This is a genomic window from Rhizobium sp. N122 (genome assembly GCF_002211295.1).
Lineage (GTDB): Bacteria > Pseudomonadota > Alphaproteobacteria > Rhizobiales > Rhizobiaceae > Rhizobium.
This window is the reverse complement of the sequence record NZ_LOKU01000080.1, coordinates 192090-208723: the sequence shown is the minus strand read 5'-3', so window position 1 is coordinate 208723 and position 16634 is coordinate 192090. Positions and strand designations below refer to the sequence as shown.

The 16634-nt window shown below is 62.0% G+C and carries 19 protein-coding genes and 2 pseudogenes; 13 read left to right on the top strand and 8 right to left on the bottom strand.

Features of this window, described 5'->3' with window-relative positions:
- The first annotated feature begins 20 nt into the window (after positions 1-20).
- The 5 genes and pseudogenes from ATY75_RS33575 (at position 21) to ATY75_RS33555 (ending at position 5673) form a co-directional block, all read left to right on the top strand.
- Positions 21-1919, top strand: a complete 1899-nt coding sequence (locus ATY75_RS33575; RefSeq protein WP_064843659.1) for an ATPase, T2SS/T4P/T4SS family — start codon at positions 21-23, stop codon at positions 1917-1919.
- Between the two features lie 10 nt (positions 1920-1929).
- Entirely contained in the window at positions 1930-2793 is an 864-nt protein-coding gene (locus tag ATY75_RS33570; RefSeq protein WP_071091769.1) for a type II secretion system F family protein, read from the top strand.
- Positions 2793-3695: a type II secretion system F family protein gene (locus ATY75_RS33565; RefSeq protein ID WP_190241475.1), complete on the top strand. Its 903-nt coding sequence runs from the start codon at positions 2793-2795 to the stop codon at positions 3693-3695. The genes ATY75_RS33570 and ATY75_RS33565 overlap by 1 nt, the downstream gene beginning before the upstream one ends.
- 2 nt (positions 3696-3697) lie before the next feature.
- Positions 3698-4573, top strand: a complete 876-nt coding sequence (locus ATY75_RS33560) for an FHA domain-containing protein (RefSeq protein WP_088940787.1) — start codon at positions 3698-3700, stop codon at positions 4571-4573.
- Positions 4574-4973: 400 nt separating this feature from the next.
- A pseudogene (locus ATY75_RS33555) lies at positions 4974-5673 on the top strand (alpha/beta hydrolase).
- A gap of 323 nt (positions 5674-5996) precedes the next feature.
- Here the strand turns inward: ATY75_RS33555 and arsC are convergent.
- The 5 genes and pseudogenes from arsC to ATY75_RS33530 form a co-directional block, all read right to left on the bottom strand.
- Complete coding sequence (gene arsC / locus ATY75_RS33550) at positions 5997-6419, bottom strand: arsenate reductase (glutaredoxin) (RefSeq protein ID WP_088940786.1); 423 nt, start codon at positions 6417-6419, stop codon at positions 5997-5999.
- A gap of 4 nt (positions 6420-6423) precedes the next feature.
- Entirely contained in the window at positions 6424-7464 is a 1041-nt protein-coding gene (gene arsB / locus ATY75_RS33545) for an ACR3 family arsenite efflux transporter (protein ID WP_088940785.1), read from the bottom strand.
- A 5-nt stretch (positions 7465-7469) separates the two neighbouring features.
- Entirely contained in the window at positions 7470-7913 is a 444-nt protein-coding gene (gene arsN2, locus ATY75_RS33540) for an arsenic resistance N-acetyltransferase ArsN2 (protein WP_088940784.1), read from the bottom strand.
- 26 nt (positions 7914-7939) lie between these two features.
- Positions 7940-8170: pseudogene (locus ATY75_RS33535) on the bottom strand (arsenate reductase ArsC); the annotation flags it as partial.
- A complete protein-coding gene (locus ATY75_RS33530) occupies positions 8167-8523 on the bottom strand; it encodes a metalloregulator ArsR/SmtB family transcription factor (RefSeq protein ID WP_088940783.1) in 357 nt (118 codons plus the stop codon). The gene ATY75_RS33530 and the pseudogene ATY75_RS33535, both read right to left, overlap by 4 nt.
- A 41-nt stretch (positions 8524-8564) precedes the next feature.
- Here ATY75_RS33530 and ATY75_RS33525 point away from each other — a divergent pair, with 41 nt between their 5' ends.
- Entirely contained in the window at positions 8565-9080 is a 516-nt protein-coding gene (locus ATY75_RS33525) for a DUF6428 family protein (RefSeq protein ID WP_088940782.1), read from the top strand.
- A gap of 93 nt (positions 9081-9173) precedes the next feature.
- On the opposite strand, the gene ATY75_RS33520 is transcribed toward ATY75_RS33525, so the two are convergent.
- Both ATY75_RS33520 and ATY75_RS33515 read right to left on the bottom strand, forming a co-directional pair.
- Positions 9174-9524 carry a hypothetical protein gene (locus ATY75_RS33520; protein WP_088940781.1) on the bottom strand — a complete coding sequence of 117 codons (351 nt, stop codon included), beginning with the start codon at positions 9522-9524 and terminating at the stop codon, positions 9174-9176.
- Positions 9525-9967: 443 nt separating this feature from the next.
- Positions 9968-10540, bottom strand: a complete 573-nt coding sequence (locus ATY75_RS33515) for a hypothetical protein (RefSeq protein WP_143535394.1) — start codon at positions 10538-10540, stop codon at positions 9968-9970.
- 42 nt (positions 10541-10582) lie between these two features.
- Between ATY75_RS33515 and ATY75_RS34450 the strand changes: the two genes are divergently transcribed.
- Together ATY75_RS34450 and ATY75_RS33505 are read left to right on the top strand one after the other, a co-directional pair.
- A complete protein-coding gene (locus tag ATY75_RS34450; protein WP_143535393.1) occupies positions 10583-10792 on the top strand; it encodes a hypothetical protein in 210 nt (69 codons plus the stop codon).
- A 713-nt stretch (positions 10793-11505) separates the two neighbouring features.
- Positions 11506-12276, top strand: a complete 771-nt coding sequence (locus tag ATY75_RS33505) for a glucose 1-dehydrogenase (protein WP_088940778.1) — start codon at positions 11506-11508, stop codon at positions 12274-12276.
- A gap of 69 nt (positions 12277-12345) precedes the next feature.
- Here ATY75_RS33505 and ATY75_RS33500 read toward each other — a convergent pair whose 3' ends face one another.
- Positions 12346-13245, bottom strand: a complete 900-nt coding sequence (locus tag ATY75_RS33500; RefSeq protein ID WP_088940777.1) for an AraC family transcriptional regulator — start codon at positions 13243-13245, stop codon at positions 12346-12348.
- Positions 13246-13414: 169 nt separating this feature from the next.
- Here ATY75_RS33500 and ATY75_RS33495 point away from each other — a divergent pair, with 169 nt between their 5' ends.
- The 5 genes from ATY75_RS33495 (at position 13415) to ATY75_RS35520 (ending at position 16408) form a co-directional block, all read left to right on the top strand.
- Entirely contained in the window at positions 13415-14173 is a 759-nt protein-coding gene (locus ATY75_RS33495; RefSeq protein ID WP_088940776.1) for an SDR family oxidoreductase, read from the top strand.
- A gap of 50 nt (positions 14174-14223) precedes the next feature.
- A complete protein-coding gene (locus ATY75_RS33490) occupies positions 14224-14898 on the top strand; it encodes a glutathione S-transferase family protein (RefSeq protein ID WP_088940775.1) in 675 nt (224 codons plus the stop codon).
- Between the two features lie 54 nt (positions 14899-14952).
- Positions 14953-15567: an isochorismatase family cysteine hydrolase gene (locus ATY75_RS33485; RefSeq protein ID WP_088940774.1), complete on the top strand. Its 615-nt coding sequence runs from the start codon at positions 14953-14955 to the stop codon at positions 15565-15567.
- 305 nt (positions 15568-15872) lie between these two features.
- Entirely contained in the window at positions 15873-16205 is a 333-nt protein-coding gene (locus ATY75_RS33475) for a GYD domain-containing protein (protein ID WP_071091803.1), read from the top strand.
- Entirely contained in the window at positions 16202-16408 is a 207-nt protein-coding gene (locus tag ATY75_RS35520) for an SDR family oxidoreductase (protein WP_280950626.1), read from the top strand. Before ATY75_RS33475 ends, ATY75_RS35520 begins: the two co-directional genes overlap by 4 nt.
- Positions 16409-16634: the final 226 nt, after the last annotated feature.

The window sequence follows — 16634 nt, the reverse complement described above, 5'->3', positions numbered from 1 at the left end:
CGTTGCGGGGGGAGTGAGCCATGCTGTTGAAGATTTCCTATGAGGATGGCAGCGGCCGGGAGGTGATCCCGCTTTCTTCCAATGAGACCTATTTCGTCGGCGAAAGCAGCACGCTGACGCTGCCGGCCGGCGCCGGTGTCGTGCGGCTGCGCGGCAGCCATGTTTCCTCGCCGCAATTCGTGCTGCGCAAATCCGGCCAGGGCTGGTCGGTGCAGCATCATGGCCGCAATCCGACGCGGGTCGACGATCAGCCGCTCAGGGCCGGCACGCCGGTCGCGGTCTCGGCCGGCATGTCGATCTGGGTGCCGAATGTCACCATCGAACTGGTCGAGCCGGCGGCGGCCGCCGAAGCGGTGACGCAGTTTCCGGACCAGGAGCGGGTGCTGGCGTTGCAGATGGAGATACATGAGCGACTACTAAAGGACACACAATATGACCGGCTGGTCAAATCCTCCGATTTCGGCCGCGAGGACACGCGCAACCGCATCCGCGAACGGCTCGACATGTTCATCAAGGAGGCGCTCGACGCCGCGCCGCAGGATCTGGTCATCCTGGTCATCAAGAACGCCGTCTACCGCTGGCTGGCCAAACGCATCGCCCGCACCGGGCGGCGCGACGCCTCGTCGACGGCCGCCAGCCTGCTGCGCGAGGAGCAGGACAACCGCCGCCTGTTCGATGTCGGCAAGGCGCTGATCTCGGCGCTGCAGCTGAAGCTGAATTTCGAATCCACCCGCGCCGATTTTGCCCAGCTCGACACGCGCTTCAGCGCCGCCTTCCAGTCCCGCCAGGCCCTCTTCAACGCCGGCGACCGCTACGAGATCGCCCATATGCATCTGCGCTCCAACATCGAGGAGCTGATGTACCGCTGGGGCACGATCTCGGAGCTGATGGATCTCGACGTTATCTCGGAAATCATGGTGACGCGCTACGACGAGATCTATGTCGAAAAATTCGGCCTGCTGGAGCGCTATCCCTTCGCCTTTGCCAATGAGCGGCAGCTGATGAAGGTGATCGAGCGCATCGCCGTCGATTCCAACCGCTCGATCAACGAGAGCGAGGCGATGGCCGACTTCCGCATGCCCGATGGATCGCGCGTCAACGCCGTCATCCCGCCGCTGGCGGTCAAGGGCGCCTGCCTGACCATCCGCAAATTCGGCGGCAAATCGCGGCTCGACATCTCCAAGCTGGTCACCGCAGGCGCGCTCAGCGAGCCGATGCGCGCCTTCCTCGAGGCGGCGGTGCGGGCCCGCAAGAACATCGTTGTGTCAGGCGGCACCGGCTCCGGCAAGACGACACTGCTGAACAGCCTGTCGCAGTTCATCCCGATCGGCGAGCGCGTCGTGGCCGTCGAGGACACGTCGGAACTGCAGCTCGACGGCATCCATGTCGTCTACCTGCAATCGCGGCCGAAGACGGCGGAGTCCGAAACCAGCGTCACCATCCGCGATCTGGTGCGCAACGCCCTGCGCATGCGCCCCGACCGCATCATCGTCGGCGAGTGCCGCGGCGCCGAGGCGATCGACATGCTGCAGGCGATGAACACCGGCCATGCCGGCTCGATGACGACGGCGCATGCCAATACGCCGCAGGACATGATGACCCGCCTGGAGGTGATGGTGCTGCAGGGCCAGAGCTCGCTGCCGGTGATGGCGATCCGCCAGCAGATCGTCGCCGCCGTCGAGCTCGTCGTGCAGCTCAACCGCCTGGAAAGCGGGCGGCGCGCGGTGACCGAAATATCCGAGGTGATCGGCATCGATCCGGATACCGGCCTCGTCATCGTCGAGCCGATCTTTCATCTGGTCGGCCGCGCCGGCGGCCAGGCGGTGCATGCCTTTACCGGCTACCTGCCGAGCTTCGTCGCCGAACTCGTCGAGTTCGGCGAAGACGGTGAAATCGAAAAACTCGACATGTTCGTTTGAGAGAAAAGCCATGGATATCAGCATTCTGCAGATCTTTACGGTCGCCCTCGGGGCGGTGACGGCGGGGCTGCTCGTCTGGGGCGCGCCGGTGCGCTGGCCGGCGCCGCTCTTGCGCGCCACCGAACGCGACATCGCGCTCGCCAGCGAAGCGGCGCAGGTCTTCGGGCGCGATGCCGTGCCGCCCTATACGATGATTCTCGCCTACGGCATCACGGCGATCGTCGTCTTCCTGGTGATCTCGCTGATCTTCGGGCCGATCTTCGGCATCGTCATCGCCATTCCCGTCGCCTTCTTCCTGCCGAAGGCGGTGATCCGCTATTTCCTGCAGCGGCGCTGGCTGCAGATCGAATCGCAGCTTCCCTATGCCGTCGACCAGATCGTCTCGGCGGTGCGCACCGGCAAACCGCTCGCCGTCGCTGTCAATGCGGTGGCCGACACCGGCCAGATGCCGGCCTCGCGCGAGTTCGAGCGCATCGCCCGCGAACAGAAGCTCGGCATCGGCCTGGTCGAGGCGCTCGACCGCCACGGCCGCACCGTGCCGAGCCTGCATTTCAAGATGGTCGATGCGGCCCTCGGCCTCTTTGCCCGCCAGGGCGGCGATATTTCCGAGCCGCTGACCGAGATGTCGAAATCCTTCAAGGAGATCTGGAAGCTCGACCAGAAGATCACCACATCGTCGTCGCAGGCGCGGATGAATTTCCGCGTCGTCAACGGCGGCGCGCTGTTCATGATCCTGATGATCTTCTTCGGCCAGCCGGAACTGATCGACAAGGTGTTCGGCAACGCCATCGGCATCGTCATCGCCATCGTCGGCGCCATTCTCTATGCCACCGGTTTCTTCTGGATGCGCTCGATGATGAAGGTGTCGGTCTGATGTCCGCGATCCCTCTTGGCCCCCCCGCCATCGTCTTTGCCGGCATCACTGCCGCCCTCTTCGTCTGGTGGATCGGCGACCTGCTCGGCAGCATCCAGGTGGTGCGCCGCTCCCGCGGCGGCGACGGCCCGCCGCCCAATATCGTCGACAGCATCGGCATGCGCACGCCGGTCGAATTCGTGCTGCTGCATTTCGAGCCGTGGCTGGCCGATTACGGCGCCCAGCTGGAGCAGAAGCTGATCTATGGCGGCCGGCCCTTCGGCGGCGTTACCGGGCGGGAATATATCGCGCTGCTGCTCGTCATGAGCCTCTTCGGCTTCGTCCTGCTCGGGGTGCTGTTTGGCATTGCCAGCGGCAGCATCATTGGCGGGCTGGTCGCCGGGCTGATCCTCGGGCTGATCCCCGCCATCTATTTCTGGGTGGTCGCCGACGACAAGATGCAGGACCGCAAGGAGCGCATTTCGCGCGAATTTCCCTATTTCCTCGATCTCGTCGTCATGACCCAGCAGGCGCAGGCGACCCTGCCGGAAAGCCTGAGGCTTTACGCCGAGGCCGCACCCGGCACGGTGATGAGCGAGGAAATCGATCAGACGCTGAAGGACGTGGCGCTCGGCACCGGCATGGTCGAGGCGCTGCAGCGCCTGGAGCGAAGGATGACCGCCGAGGAGGTCATCCGCGTCATCCGTGCGGTGATCCAGGGCGAGGTCGAGGGCAGCAACCGCGTCGAGCTGCTGCGCGAACATGCGCGCGACCTGCGCTTCCGCCGCTGGGAGAAAGCCGACCGGGCCAGTGAAAAGCTCAAAGCCAAGATCGTCATGCCGGCGATGATGATCGTCGTGTCGATCCTGCTTCTGGTGCTGGCGCCGGCAATTGTCGAGATGATGTCGAGTGGGATGTTCTGATCATGGCCTTTTCCTTCTTTCGCGGAAACAAACCAAGTCTGCTGCAGACCGGCCCCGGCGGCCAGAGCCGCAGCCATGCGCTCGACCGGCCCGAAATGTCGATCGGGCGGGCTTCGAACGCCGATATCGTCGTCGACGATCCCTTCCTGGCGCCGATCCATGCGCGCATCGAAAAACAGGGCGACGGCGGCTTCATCATCCGCCGCATGGGGCTGAACCCGATCATGCTGCGCGGCGAAGCGCTGCTGCAGACGGCCTCGCTGAAATCCGGCGACAGTTTTCGTCTCGGCAAGGATGTCGAATTCCAGTTTCTGGAGAAGGCGCCCGCCAAGGAGGCGCCAAAGAAGGAGGCGGCCAAGACTGGTGACGACAAGCCGAAGAAGCCGCTCTTGAAGCAGCCGGCCTTCCTCGCCGGCATGGGGCTCGCCTATCTCGCCATTGTCGGCATCGTCGGCTACGTCATCCTGTCGGACAGCGGCAGCACCGAGGGCGGACCGACGGCCGAGCGCATCAACGCCGAGGCCGCCCGCATCCCGACCTGCATCAAGAATGCGCGGCGGATGCGCCAGGTCTCCGAAGCCAGCTTCAACGGCGCCGTCGGCGGCCGCGTCGGCCGCGATGGCGACGCCACCTATGCCGCCCTATCGCTCAGCGCCGATCCCGCCGACGACGCGGCGCTGGCAAAAGCCGCCGAACCGATCGTCGAGGCCTACAAGCGCACGGCACTTGCCGCCCTTGCCTCCGAAAACCGCGGCAACAACACGCTGGCACAGACGCTCTACCAGCAGACCTACGATCTCGTGCCCGATATCAACTGCTCGGCGGCGCGCTTTGCGCTGCAGCGGCGAGCAGCGGTGAAGCCGATCGCCCGCCGCTGATCGCCGGTTCTGCGAGTTCGCCGCCATCGTCAACAGCCACATGCAGAACGGTTTGATGAGTTGTTTCGGTGGATTATTCGTAATGCGCAGCAATGCCATCAATGACCGCTGACGGCCTCCAAAGCGGTCATCTGTTTATCTCAATGCTCACACCGATATCAGGGCCGATCCTGGTCCGGGTAACATCAGACGCAAGTCATCGCACCGAAAGACTTCCCGCATCGGGAAATATGCGGTTTCACAGTCGCCGTGGCCGCACGTGACTGTCCAATCTGACCAGAGACGCTGCCCAATAGGACGATCCGGTCTAATGATCTTCGAAAGAAGCCGTGGGGGACTTCCCCTAACTCCAACGGACGTTTTCGCAATCAGCTAAGTCCAACCAGAAGGAGAAGGTAAAATGTCTACAGCATCCAAGCTTACCATCGTGTTCTGCCATGGCATTTGGGCTGATGGGTCATGCTTCAGCAAAGTCATCCCTGCATTGCAGGCGGACGGGCACCAAGTTATCGCAGTCCAATATGGACTGGACTCTTATGAAGAGGATTTGGCGGGTGAAGCGCACGCTTAACCGTGTCGGGAGTCCTGTCCTCCTCGTCGGTCATTCCTACGGCGGAGCCACCATTACGGCATCCGGCGTAGATGAGCGCGTGGTTGGACTGGTCTATATTGCCGCGGTCGCACCAGATGCCGGCGAGACCGTACAGGACCAGCTCGATAAGTATCCCTCGGATATCTTCTCTCGCGTCGAGGTCGCCGATGGGCGCGCCTGGATGCTTCCGAACGGCACCGAATTCTTCGCCGGAGACCTTTCCGATGAAGAACAGAAGCTCGTATGGGCGACCCACTATGCGCCCGTCTACGATCTCTTCCACCAACAGAAGCTCAGCGCCGACGATATCGCCTGGCGGTCGAAGCCGAGCTGGTACGTTCTGGCGACGCAAGACCACACTGTACATCCCGACCTGCAACGCTGGGTCTCGAAGCGTATGGGGGCGACCGTCACTGAGGTGGAGAGCAGCCACGTGCCGATGCTCTCTCAGCCCGATGTTGTGATCGACGTCATCCGCAAGGCTGCGGCCGCGGTTCAAAAAGGCTAACGACTAACCCAATCGTCCGACAGATCGAGAGAGGTTGCCATAGACGGCCTCTCTCCGCCCCCCGTGATTTGCATTTGGCATCGCAAGCGTCTGTTATTGAGGCGCGGCATCCTCCAACGCCCCTCATGCTGAGGTGCGTAGCCCGAAGGGCGAAGCCTCGAAGTACGCCGCAACGTTGCTTCTTGCATGTATCAACGCCTGAGCACCCGCCTCGTCCTTCGAGGCCCTGCCGGGCGCCTCAGGATGAGGCTCTCTTGGATGCCGGCGCTACATTCTCCGACCCCCCGTGATTTGCATATGGCATCGCAAGCGCCTCAGGCAGGTCAGACAACGCGCTTGCCCCCGGCATCGAGAACGTGCTCGCCATCTTCCTTGGTGAACGCCCCTTTGTGGGTGTCCGGCAGAATGTCGAGCACCCGTTCGGAAGGACGCGACAGCCGCGTGCCGATCGGCGTGACCACAAAAGGCCGGTTGATCAGGATCGGGTTCTCCAGCATGGCGTCAAGCAACTGATCGTCGGTCAGCTTCGGATCATCGAGGCCAAGGTCCGCATAAGGCGTGCCCTTTTCGCGGATCGCCTCACGGACGGTGAGGCCGGCATCCGCAATCATTCTGACGAGCTGGTCGCGGCTGGGCGGTGTCTTCACATACTCGATGACTGTGGGCTGAATGCCGGCATTGCGGATCATCTCAAGCGTGTTGCGCGACGTGCCGCAGTCGGGGTTGTGATAAATTGTGACGTCCATGACGTTAGACCCTTTTGATGGTGGTGGCGCTGGTCTGGACGGTGGCGCCGCGCTCATACCAGCCCTTGCTGCGGTTGACGATCCAGACGACCGACAGCATCACCGGCACCTCGATGAGGACGCCGACAACGGTGGCAAGCGCCGCCCCGGAGTTGAAGCCGAACAGGCTGATGGCCGCAGCCACCGCCAGTTCGAAAAAGTTGGAGGCGCCGATCAGCGCCGAAGGCCCGGCAACACAGTGCTCCTCCCCGCTCACGCGGTTGAGCAGGTAGGCGAGGCCCGAATTGAAGTAGACCTGGATCAGGATCGGCACGGCCAACAGCGCAATGACCGCCGGCTGGGCGATGATCTGTTCGCCCTGGAAGCCGAACAGCAGAACCAGGGTGGCCAGAAGTGCCAAAAGGGACACCGGCTGCAGCTTGGCGCCGAGGCGGTTGACGTCAGTCAGACGGCGCAGGATCTGCGCGACGATCACCGGCAGGACGATGTAGAGCAGGACCGACAGCATCAGTGTGTCCCACGGCACCGTAATGGCGGAGAGACCGAGCAACAGGCCAACGATCGGTGCGAAGGCAACGACCATGATGGTGTCGTTCAGCGCCACCTGAGAGAGCGTGAAGTGCGGCTCGCCTTTGGTCAGGTTCGACCACACGAAGACCATCGCGGTGCACGGCGCGGCCGCAAGAATGATCAGCCCGGCAATGTAGCTATCGATCTGGTCAGCCGGCAGGTGCGGCCGAAACAGATAGCCGACGAACAGCCAGCCGAGCAGCGCCATCGAAAACGGCTTGACGGCCCAGTTGATGAAGAGCGTGACGCCGATCCCGCGCCAATGGCGCCCGACCTGGCTTAGTGACGCAAAGTCGACTTTCAGTAGCATTGGAATGATCATCAGCCAGATCAGCACTGCGACCGGCAGATTGACCTTGGCGATTTCGGCTGCGCCGATCGCTTGGAAGACGCTGGGCAGGACATGACCGAGAGCGACGCCGACGACGATGCACAGGAAGACCCAGATCGTCAGATAACGTTCAAAACTAGACATGGATTTTACCCTTGGACTATCTTGGCCAGCAACGCCGCCGAGGCCGGGCACAGGCTTGCAGCCTGGCGGGTTTGCAGGATCGCCGCAGGAGCCGTCGCACGATCCACCTTGGCGAAACCGAAACGCTCGAAAAACGAGGTTGCCAAATCCGTCAGCAAATAGACCGTGTTGGCACCGCCACGCGCAGCCTGGGTTAGCAACTGCCGGGTGATGGCTTCGCCATAACCGTGCCCGCGCTGCTGCGGCAGGACCACCAGCGAACGCAGGAGCGCGCAGCTGCCGTAGTGTTCCAAGCCTCCATAGCCGACGGTCGCGTTCCGATCCGTGAACCGGAAGAAGCTGCGGCCGTCGTCGTCGAGGTCATCGATTGGAAGTTTGGCAGCCTGCAAGGCCGCCCGCAGATCCTCATCTGCGCTGCTCACCGGTCGTCGATCCAGCTCCCCGCTCATGCGACGTCGCCCCGGCTATCGGTCGTGCCCGCTTCGGCAAACTCGTCCCAGCTCTTCGCGCTGAACCCCGTGCTTTCGTAGCCAAGAGCACGCAGCGTATCCAGCGCCAGCGGGTGGACTTCACCCTTCGGCTGGCTTCCGGCCGAGAAGGCCTTGAAGCGACCCTTGCCTTCCCCATTGAGGATGGATTCAGCCAGGATCGAGCGGGCGGAATTGCCCGTGCAGAGGAACAGGACGTTATAAACGCGATCGGTCATTGGAGGTTTTCCTTCCGGACGGGCGCGCAGCAGGCGGCGACTTCGGCGGCCGGTGCGCAGATTTGGGGATGGCCGGCGCAGCAGTCTTCCATCAAAAAGCGGATCAATCGGCCCAGGCCTTCATAATTGGCGGTGTAGATAATCGAGCGGGCTTCCCGCTGTTGATTGATCAGTCCGGCCCGCTCCAGTTCCTTCAGATGGAACGAGACATTGGAGGCCGAAACCTCTGCCTTCTCGGCGACGGCGCCGGCAGCCATCCCGCTCGGGCCGGCGACGACCAGCATACGCACGATGTGCAGGCGGGTTTCCTGTGACAGCGCCGCGAAGGACATGAGGGCTTGACGTTCTTCCATATTTCTACAATCCTTGAAATATTGAAACAGGAGTAGCCGAAGTGAATGCGCTCGACAAGCCCCTTCTCGAAACCGACATCAGCCTGGGTCGCCTGCTAGAGACGCTCGACGGAGTCCGTGAGCTGCCGCTGATCTTTTGCTACGACGGTCGACCGGTGAAATCCGGTTACCATGTCACTGAGGTCAAGGCCGGGCAGTTCGCCGCGCTTGACTGCGGTGCCAACCCCGAAGCCTGGTTCGAAATCTTCGTACAGCTTTGGGATATCGACGAGGAAAATCGTACGCACATGCCAGCCGGCAAGTTCGCGGCGATCATTCGCAAGGTGTCGGAGCATGTGCAACTCGACGGTTCTGCCAAGCTGACTTTTGAAGTAAGCGACGGGATCCGGCCGATGCAGCTCTATTGTGCCTCGATGCCGACCGTGCAGGACGGTGCTCTGCATGTCCAGCTGGCGCCGCGTGCGGCAAGCTGCAAGCCCCGCGACCGATGGCTGAAAGAAGAAAACCGCAAGTCATCGGCCTGCTGTGGTCCATCGTCGGCAAAAAGCAAGTGCTAGCCAGAGGAACGCTGAACAAACAGAGAGCTGCTTCGCTTTGGCTATAGACTGACACAATGTCCGCTGTTAGCGCGAATACCGTTGAAAGCTCTGCTAATCCTCGTTGTGCCAATAGGCTTTGTAAAGGGCATGAGCCCCGAAAAAGGTTTTATATTCGGGATATGCGATACCTAGAACCGTCACGTGTATCTCTTGAAGGGTTTCGTTGAAGTCTTCGATGCCGACGCCCGCACATACGAGCATGCCGTATTCGTCGGAGCGCGCTAAAATTTCAGCGCTCTTGCTCAATTTGTTATCGTCGCCATCGATTACATATGCATGGAGGCGTGGGTCATAGTCTGGGGCAGGAACAAGCAGCCCTCCCGCTACGCCCATCGGCGGATCAACTGGATCGAGGTTCGAGCTCCCGATGACCTTTCCCTCGCACAGGATATCAACTTTCATGGTTTCCTCAGAACTTGTCGGGTGCTCACAAGCCGAAGCTTTGCAGGATAGGATTGCTAACAGTTTGCGCTCGCAATTCAATCGGCGCATTGATTTGCGGAGAATTGAGCGGTGATGGGATGTCAGGCGGCTTGACCTCCTGGCTTGGCTGAGAGCGACTTGGTGTAGCCCTGTTGGTGCATCTCAAGCAAGTTGGCACCAACGACAAGCCGGCTACGATTTGGCTTGCTGCGCCTAATGTCGGCACACCCGCCTCGTCCTTCGAGGCCCCTGCGGGGCACCGCAGGATGAGGCTCTCTTGGAGGCCGCGCATGCCGGCGCCAGGGCGATCGGCGGCGCTGCCGACGTTGCAAGCAGAGGGTGTCTATTCGCCCTCATGCTCTGGTTCTGCCTGAACCGACGTCAACGACAGCTGACTTCCCCAGGTCGTGAACTAGCCTTCATCATGGGCCGGGGGCAGCGCCCGCTATTGCGGCTCTGCGTTCAAGGGCGCGTTTTATTGCGTGACTAAGAGAGGCCAGCCAGTCGAAGCTGAAACTGTCTTCCTCGGGCATGCTTTCACGGATGCTCGTCACCGATTCTCCTGCGCGAAGACGCTGAGCGATTTCGATACCTCGTGCTGCACGCTTTCGCTCCGAATCCCGCCAAAATCCGGCACTCTCGGGATTTCTGAACTTATATAGCATTGTACCGGCGCCGGTGAGGACTGCTTCCGAGAAGTGAGCAAACTTCTTGTCGTTGGCTACTACAGCCCAGAAGATCGTTTTCGCTCTCACGTAGAGATCGAGGTCCAAAAGGCAAGCGGCGAGACGATCCGCAATGGCATCACTATAGAGCCTGGAGTTTGTCACATAAGCCACAAACCTCCACCGGCAGTTGCTCACCGGGTCATCGGCTAGTTTGATGATAACGTCGGCCATACGGTCCGCAGGCGGGTGAGCTTCATCGAGGTACCAGGCTCCCCGTTCCCGCTCGCCTGATTTCTCCGATTGAAGAAGATCGATGAGCGGCTCCAAGTCGATCCCCTTACCCCATCGCTTAAACACCATACATAGTGCATGGTAGGCAAAGTCTTCCCCACGATCTTCTCCATCATTTATCATTCGGAGCAGATCACCGGTGGCGTATGCAGAAAAATCGGAACTCATCGAGAAAGCGGTGGTCGCGCCACGCGCATTTTGGTTGATGCAAGCGTCTTATTGCTCAGCAGCAACATTCATGTCAATCCCAGCGCGAAAGATCGACTGCACCAAGCCGCAGCCTCCTGACAGATTGGCGAAATCTCGTTCCAGCCGACCATGAGGAGCGGTCATGGGTTGGCGAGCGAAAATCCTGATGACCGCTTCTGGCGCGAAGCCGGTAACGATTTGATTCCTGCGCCTGATGTCGGCACACCCGCCTCGTCCTTCGAGCCCCTGCGGGGCACCTCAGGATGAGGCTCAACGCCGACGCTACCTTCTCCGACCCCAAGTGATTTGCATTTGGCATCGCAAGCGCCTGTTATTGAGGGCGGCATCCTCCAACGTCCCTTATGCTGAGGTGCGCAGCCCGAAGGGCGAAGCCTCGAAGCACGCCGCAACGCTGCTTCTTGCATGTATCAACGCCAGAGCACCCGCCTCGTCCTTCGAGGCCCCTGCGGGGCGCCTCAGGATGAGGCTCTCTTGGACCCCGGCGCTACGTTCTCCGACCCCGGGATTTGCTTGTGGCATCTCAAGCGCCTGTTTTTGGGCGCGGCATCCTCCAACGTCCCTTATGCTGAGGTGCGCAGCCCGAAGGGCGAAGCCTCGAAGCGCGCCGCACCGCTGCTTCTTGCATTCATCTGCAGAGCACCCGCCTCGTCCTTAGAGGCCCTGCGGGGCGCCTCAGGATGAGGCTCTCCTGAACCCTGGGGCTGCATTCTCCGACCCCCGTGATTTGTGGAATATCTGGCATCCGCCCGCTGACCCTGTCATAAATTGATGTCATCGAGGGAGGCAGGATCATGCAGAAGAATGCGCCGGACTTCACCCTTGAGGGCAAGGTGACTTTGGTGACGGGGGCGAGTCGTGGCATCGGTCGGGCTTGCGCGCTTGCCTGTGCCGCCGCAGGCTCCGATATTGTCTTGGGGGTGCGCGATGTCGCAGCATCGGCGGGACTGGTTGCCGAACTCGAGGGGCTGGGAAGAAAAATCCTCGCTGTTGAACTGGATATTCCCAACAAGGCCCACATCGCCCAGGCCGTCGATGCGGCGCTTGGTACATTCGGCCGGATCGATGTCCTCGTCAACAATGTCGGCGTGGCTCCCGGCAATCTCGCGGAACTCGTTGAGGAGAAGGACCTTGACGAGATCCTCGATGTCAACATCAAGGGCACCTTTCTGATGACGCAGGCAGTCGGGCGTCACATGATCAAGCGCAATGGCGGCCGGATCATCAATATCAGCTCGCAGGCCGGCACCGTGGCGCTGCGCGGTGAAGCCATCTATTGCATGAGCAAGGCGGCAATCAATCACCTCACGCGCTGCCTCGCCGCCGAATGGGCTGCCTACAATATCACCGTGAACACCGTATCGCCGACCTTCATTCACACCGATGGCACAGCACCGTTTCTCTCCGATGCCGACAATCGCAAAGCGACGCTCGATCACATTCCACTCGGCCGGATCGGTGAAACCGATGATGTGGTGGGTGCCGTCGTCTTCCTGGCATCACCGGCTGCGAGCCTGATCACCGGCGCCAACCTGCTGGTGGACGGTGGATGGTCCGTCGCCTGACGACCGCCTCATCCCCTCCGCACGGTCGTGCGGCTGCCGAGCCTCACGCAGACGATGCAAGATGGCCGATTACGCCGCTGCCGAGCTGCCGATCGCCTGCCTGAGCTGGCGTATGTCGCGCACCGGGGGTACGCCGAATTGCCGGAGATATTCGCGACTGAATTGCGAGGCGCTTTCGTAACCGACTGCAAAGGCGACATCTGAGGCGGTTCGGTCGCCGGAGAGCAGCAGTTGTCGCGCCTCCTGCAATCGAAGCTGCTTCTGATACTGGATCGGGCTGAGCCCCGTCAGCGCCACGAAGTGGCGGTGCAGGCTGGCGCGGCTCATGCCGCTTGCGTCGCAGAGGGCTTCGATCCGCAGCCGCGTATTGTGGTGATCGCGAATCCATTCGACCGCACGGCGGATCCGGCCGAGCGCCCCCTCGGGCCGGGCGATATGGCGCAGCAGGCGTCCCTGCGGGCCTTGCAGGAGACGATAAAGCAATTCGCGTTCCGCCATCGGCGCCAGAACCGGAATGTCGGCCGGCGTGTCGAGCAGCGCCAGCAGGCGCAGCAGCGTGTCGCGCAGCGGCGGGGTCATCGGATTGATCGCGATCCCGATGCCAGGCGCATCGGCGTCGCGCACCGGCGGCATGGTGGACGCGATCTCGGCCAGCAGTGCGGGGTCGAGAACGAGCGACACCGCGACATAGGGCCGGCCGCCATCGGCATCGTGGATCTGGCCGCTCAGCGGCAGATCCAGCGCGCTGACGAGATACTGCGAGGAGTCGTAGCGCAACAGATTGTCGTGGATCACCACATCCTTCGACCCCTGCAGGATGAAGCAGATCATCGAGCGGTACAGACACGGCGACGTGCCTGATGTCGCTTGCCCCACGCCGATCTCCAGTCGCTGGATCGGCGTAGCGGTCATCCCCGATCGCGCGTGGCGCAGGGCAAGGTCGATATGCGGCTGGAGGTGCTCGGTCATCAGCCTTCTATGGCACTGTTTTTCGAACAAGCAAAGAGCTTGAGACAATCAGGCAATAGATTGAGAGCATTGGGCGGGCGGGCGCGGCCCGCTCCGCCTATCTGGTGGCATCGGAACGACGCCGCAGTGGTGCGGCATTCCGGCGAGATCACTCCAGGAAGGACAGACCATGACCAAAAAGATCGCACTCATCACCGGCGCCAGCCGCGGCCTCGGCCGCAGCATGGCGCTGCATCTTGCCAAGCGCGGCGTCGCCATCATCGGCACCTATCGCAGCGGCGCGGCAGAGGCCGATACGCTGCGCCAGGAGATCGAGGCGCTGGGCGGCAAGGCCGCGATGATCGCGTTCGACGTCAGCAATTCGGCGAGCTTCCCGGCATTTGCCGAGACGGTGGCCGACATGCTGAAGACCCGGTTCGGTCGCGAGCAGTTCGACTTCCTGGTCAACAATGCCGGCCAGGGCCTGTACGCGCTGATGACCGACGCGACCGAGGAACAGTTCGACCAGCTGATCGACACGCATCTGCGCGGCCCGGTCTTCCTGACGCAGAAGCTGCTGCCGCTGATCGCCGATGGCGGGCGCATCCTGAACGTCTCGTCGGGCTTCGTGCGCGTGACGATGGCGGGCTACGGCCTCTATGCGGCGGCGAAGGCGGCGATCCAGACGCTGACCAAGTTCATGGCGGTCGAGCTGGGGGCGCGGCAGATCCGCGTGAACACGATCGCGCCGGGCGCTATCGCGACCGACTTCGGCGGCGGCGTGGTTCGCGACGATGCGAACGTCAACGCTTATGTCGCCGGGACCATCGCGCTCGGCCGTGTCGGTGAACCCGACGACATCGGCGGCGCGGTCGCGGCCATCCTGTCCGATGACATGGGCTGGGCGAACGGCACCACCTTCGACATCTCGGGCGGTCAGGCGATCTGACCGTTGCGCAGCCCCTTCATCCGGAATTGCCGTCACATCGAGAGGCCATCATGCCCGACCCCAGCCTGACACTCATCAGCCACCCGCTCTGCCCGTTCGTTCAACGCGCCGCGATCGTCCTTCTCGAGAAGAACGTGCCGTTCGAGCGGATCAACGTCGACCTCTCGGCCAAGCCCGACTGGTTTCTGGCGTTGTCGCCGACCGGCAAGGTTCCACTGCTCAAGGTGCACCAGACCGACGAGGAGGACGCCATCCTCTTCGAAAGCATGGTGATCTGCGAGTATCTGGAGGAAACGCAGGGCGGCGCGGCGATGTATCCCGACGATGCGCTGTTGCGCGCCCGGCAGCGGGCGTGGATCGAGTTCGCCACGCAGACCCTCGCCGATGGCTGGCAGTTTCTCAACGCCACCGATCCGGCGTCCGCGGACGCCAACCGGGCCGCGTTCCGCGACCGGCTCCGGAAGCTGGAGGCCGAGCTGGGGTCGGGGCCGTATTTCGCCGGCGCCGCCTTCGGCATGGTCGATGCGGTCTACGCCCCGCTCTTCCGCTATTTCGCGATCATCGATTCCGCCGTGGCGCAGGCGATCTTCGAAGGCTTGCCGCGTGTCTCGGCATGGCGGGCGGCACTGGCGGCGCGCGCCAGCGTGGGGAATGCGGTGGTTGCGGACTATGCCGATCGCTTCCGCGCGCATCTGCGCCAGCATCAGGCTCTCCTTGCGGCCTGACGCCGGCCGCAGGGGCGAACCGTCCGAACATCATCCAAACAAAGGAGTAACATCATGACCGACCACCTATCCCACGAAGCCGGCGCCAGGAGCGCGCTGATCCTCATCGAATATCAAAACGACTGGCTGGCCCCCACCGGCGGCATCAACGGCCAGTTCCAGGACCGCGAGCAGATCGACACCGCGATCGCCAATTCGAAGAAGGTCCTCGAAGAAGCCCGCCGCCGCAACATCGAGGTCATCCACGTCAGGATGGTGCTCGAACCGAACTACCGGGTGCTGGGCGAAGGGAAGTACGGGCTGCGCAAGATGGTGCGCGACTACGGCTCGTTCCTCGGCGAGCAGACCGATTTCTTCCCGGGGTTCGAGCCTCGCGACGGCGAATATGTCATCAGCGAGCGCACCGGCGGCAGCAGCGCCTTTGCCGCCACCACGCTCGACAGCTATCTGCGCAACAACCGGATCTTCGACATCTACGTCATGGGCTTCGCCCTACGGCAGTGCGTCGAGTCGACCGTGCGCAACGCCCACGACCTCGGCTATCACACCAACGTCATCTACGACGCGTCGGCGGCCTTCACCCGGGAGCAGCAGACCTCGTTCCTGAGCGACATCGCACCTTTCTACGCAAATGCGATCACGACGCAGGCATTCATGACGCAAGCTTAAGCCGTGGCGATGCCGAGCTCCGCCGAGGCGGCGCTGGGCATCGTTGTTCCGGCCAGCATGCGAATTGCCAGCCATCGCTGTTACGCGTCGCCAGCTCGGTGGCGCGCACGGCCGGCCTCCGGCAGTTTCGCCGACATCCTTGTCGTCGGCTTCGATGTTTCGGCGGAGAAGAGGGCGGCGCGGGACTTTCTCACGAGGTACGCCGGTTTACACCGGTTTATCTGATCGCGGCGAACGCCTAGATGTGAGATATTGAATATGCGGCAGATCACCCGATCTGCCCGCTAGTTGAGGGAGGATGTCCTATGCCACTGTTCATAATCACAGGGTGCTATTCAGCCACGGCAGCGAAGGGAATGATCGCCGATCCATCGGACCGGGAAGCGGCGGCCCGTGCCATCATGGAAGCAGCAGGCGGGAAACAGCATTCTTTCTACGTCACGACCGGGGAAACTGACTGGATGATAGTCGCGGAATTTCCCGACGGTGTTGACCTGATCCCCGCACTTCTTGTCGTCGGCGCATCGGGAGCAGTATCGAATATCAAAACCGTGCGAGCATACACGGGAGCGGAATTCAAGGCCGCCCAAGAAAAGGCGGGCAAAATTGCATCTGCCTACAAAGCCCCTGCAAAATAAGCAGGCCACTTGTTGGATCATTTCTGGCAGCGGATGTGCGATCCGCTGCCGACACTAGAAAAGCGACGCTCGATCACATACCTCTCGGCCGGATCGGTGAAACCGATGATATGGTTGGCGCCGTCGTCTTCCTGGCATCGCCGGCTGCGAGCCTGATCACCGGCGCCAACCTGCTGGTGGACGGTGGATGGTCCGTCGCCTGAGGCCGAAGCTGCTGTACGGCAGCGCAGTCTTATCGAGACGAAAGCGACAGTCTGCCCTGATAAGGAGCATCTTTCAGCACCGGCAAATGGATGGCGGTGGCCCCAACGATTTCTACCAGCACGATCTGGAGAGCAATGGGTCTGTCCGTTTCGGGCACTGTGCGCGGAGATAGTCCGCCGCGCGTGGCGCGAAGCGGACATCGAATTCATTGAAAGACAGCTTCGC

Excerpts from the sequence above, each read along its gene's own strand:
- arsN2 (WP_088940784.1), bottom strand. The coding sequence starts at position 7,913 with ATGAGCGGGGAGCTGGATCGACGACCGGTGAGCAGCGCAGATGAGGAT.
- ATY75_RS33570 (WP_071091769.1), top strand. The coding sequence starts at position 1,930 with ATGGATATCAGCATTCTGCAGATCTTTACGGTCGCCCTCGGGGCGGTG.
- ATY75_RS33505 (WP_088940778.1), top strand. The coding sequence starts at position 11,506 with ATGCAGAAGAATGCGCCGGACTTCACCCTTGAGGGCAAGGTGACTTTG.
- ATY75_RS33495 (WP_088940776.1), top strand. The coding sequence starts at position 13,415 with ATGACCAAAAAGATCGCACTCATCACCGGCGCCAGCCGCGGCCTCGGC.
- ATY75_RS33485 (WP_088940774.1), top strand. The coding sequence starts at position 14,953 with ATGACCGACCACCTATCCCACGAAGCCGGCGCCAGGAGCGCGCTGATC.
- ATY75_RS33565 (WP_190241475.1), top strand. The coding sequence starts at position 2,793 with ATGTCCGCGATCCCTCTTGGCCCCCCCGCCATCGTCTTTGCCGGCATC.
- ATY75_RS33530 (WP_088940783.1), bottom strand. The coding sequence starts at position 8,523 with ATGGAAGAACGTCAAGCCCTCATGTCCTTCGCGGCGCTGTCACAGGAA.
- ATY75_RS33560 (WP_088940787.1), top strand. The coding sequence starts at position 3,698 with ATGGCCTTTTCCTTCTTTCGCGGAAACAAACCAAGTCTGCTGCAGACC.
- ATY75_RS33500 (WP_088940777.1), bottom strand. The coding sequence starts at position 13,245 with ATGACCGAGCACCTCCAGCCGCATATCGACCTTGCCCTGCGCCACGCG.
- arsB (WP_088940785.1), bottom strand. The coding sequence starts at position 7,464 with ATGTCTAGTTTTGAACGTTATCTGACGATCTGGGTCTTCCTGTGCATC.
- ATY75_RS33475 (WP_071091803.1), top strand. The coding sequence starts at position 15,873 with ATGCCACTGTTCATAATCACAGGGTGCTATTCAGCCACGGCAGCGAAG.
- arsC (WP_088940786.1), bottom strand. The coding sequence starts at position 6,419 with ATGGACGTCACAATTTATCACAACCCCGACTGCGGCACGTCGCGCAAC.
- ATY75_RS33575 (WP_064843659.1), top strand. The coding sequence starts at position 21 with ATGCTGTTGAAGATTTCCTATGAGGATGGCAGCGGCCGGGAGGTGATC.
- ATY75_RS33520 (WP_088940781.1), bottom strand. The coding sequence starts at position 9,524 with ATGAAAGTTGATATCCTGTGCGAGGGAAAGGTCATCGGGAGCTCGAAC.
- ATY75_RS34450 (WP_143535393.1), top strand. The coding sequence starts at position 10,583 with ATGGTAGGCAAAGTCTTCCCCACGATCTTCTCCATCATTTATCATTCG.
- ATY75_RS33490 (WP_088940775.1), top strand. The coding sequence starts at position 14,224 with ATGCCCGACCCCAGCCTGACACTCATCAGCCACCCGCTCTGCCCGTTC.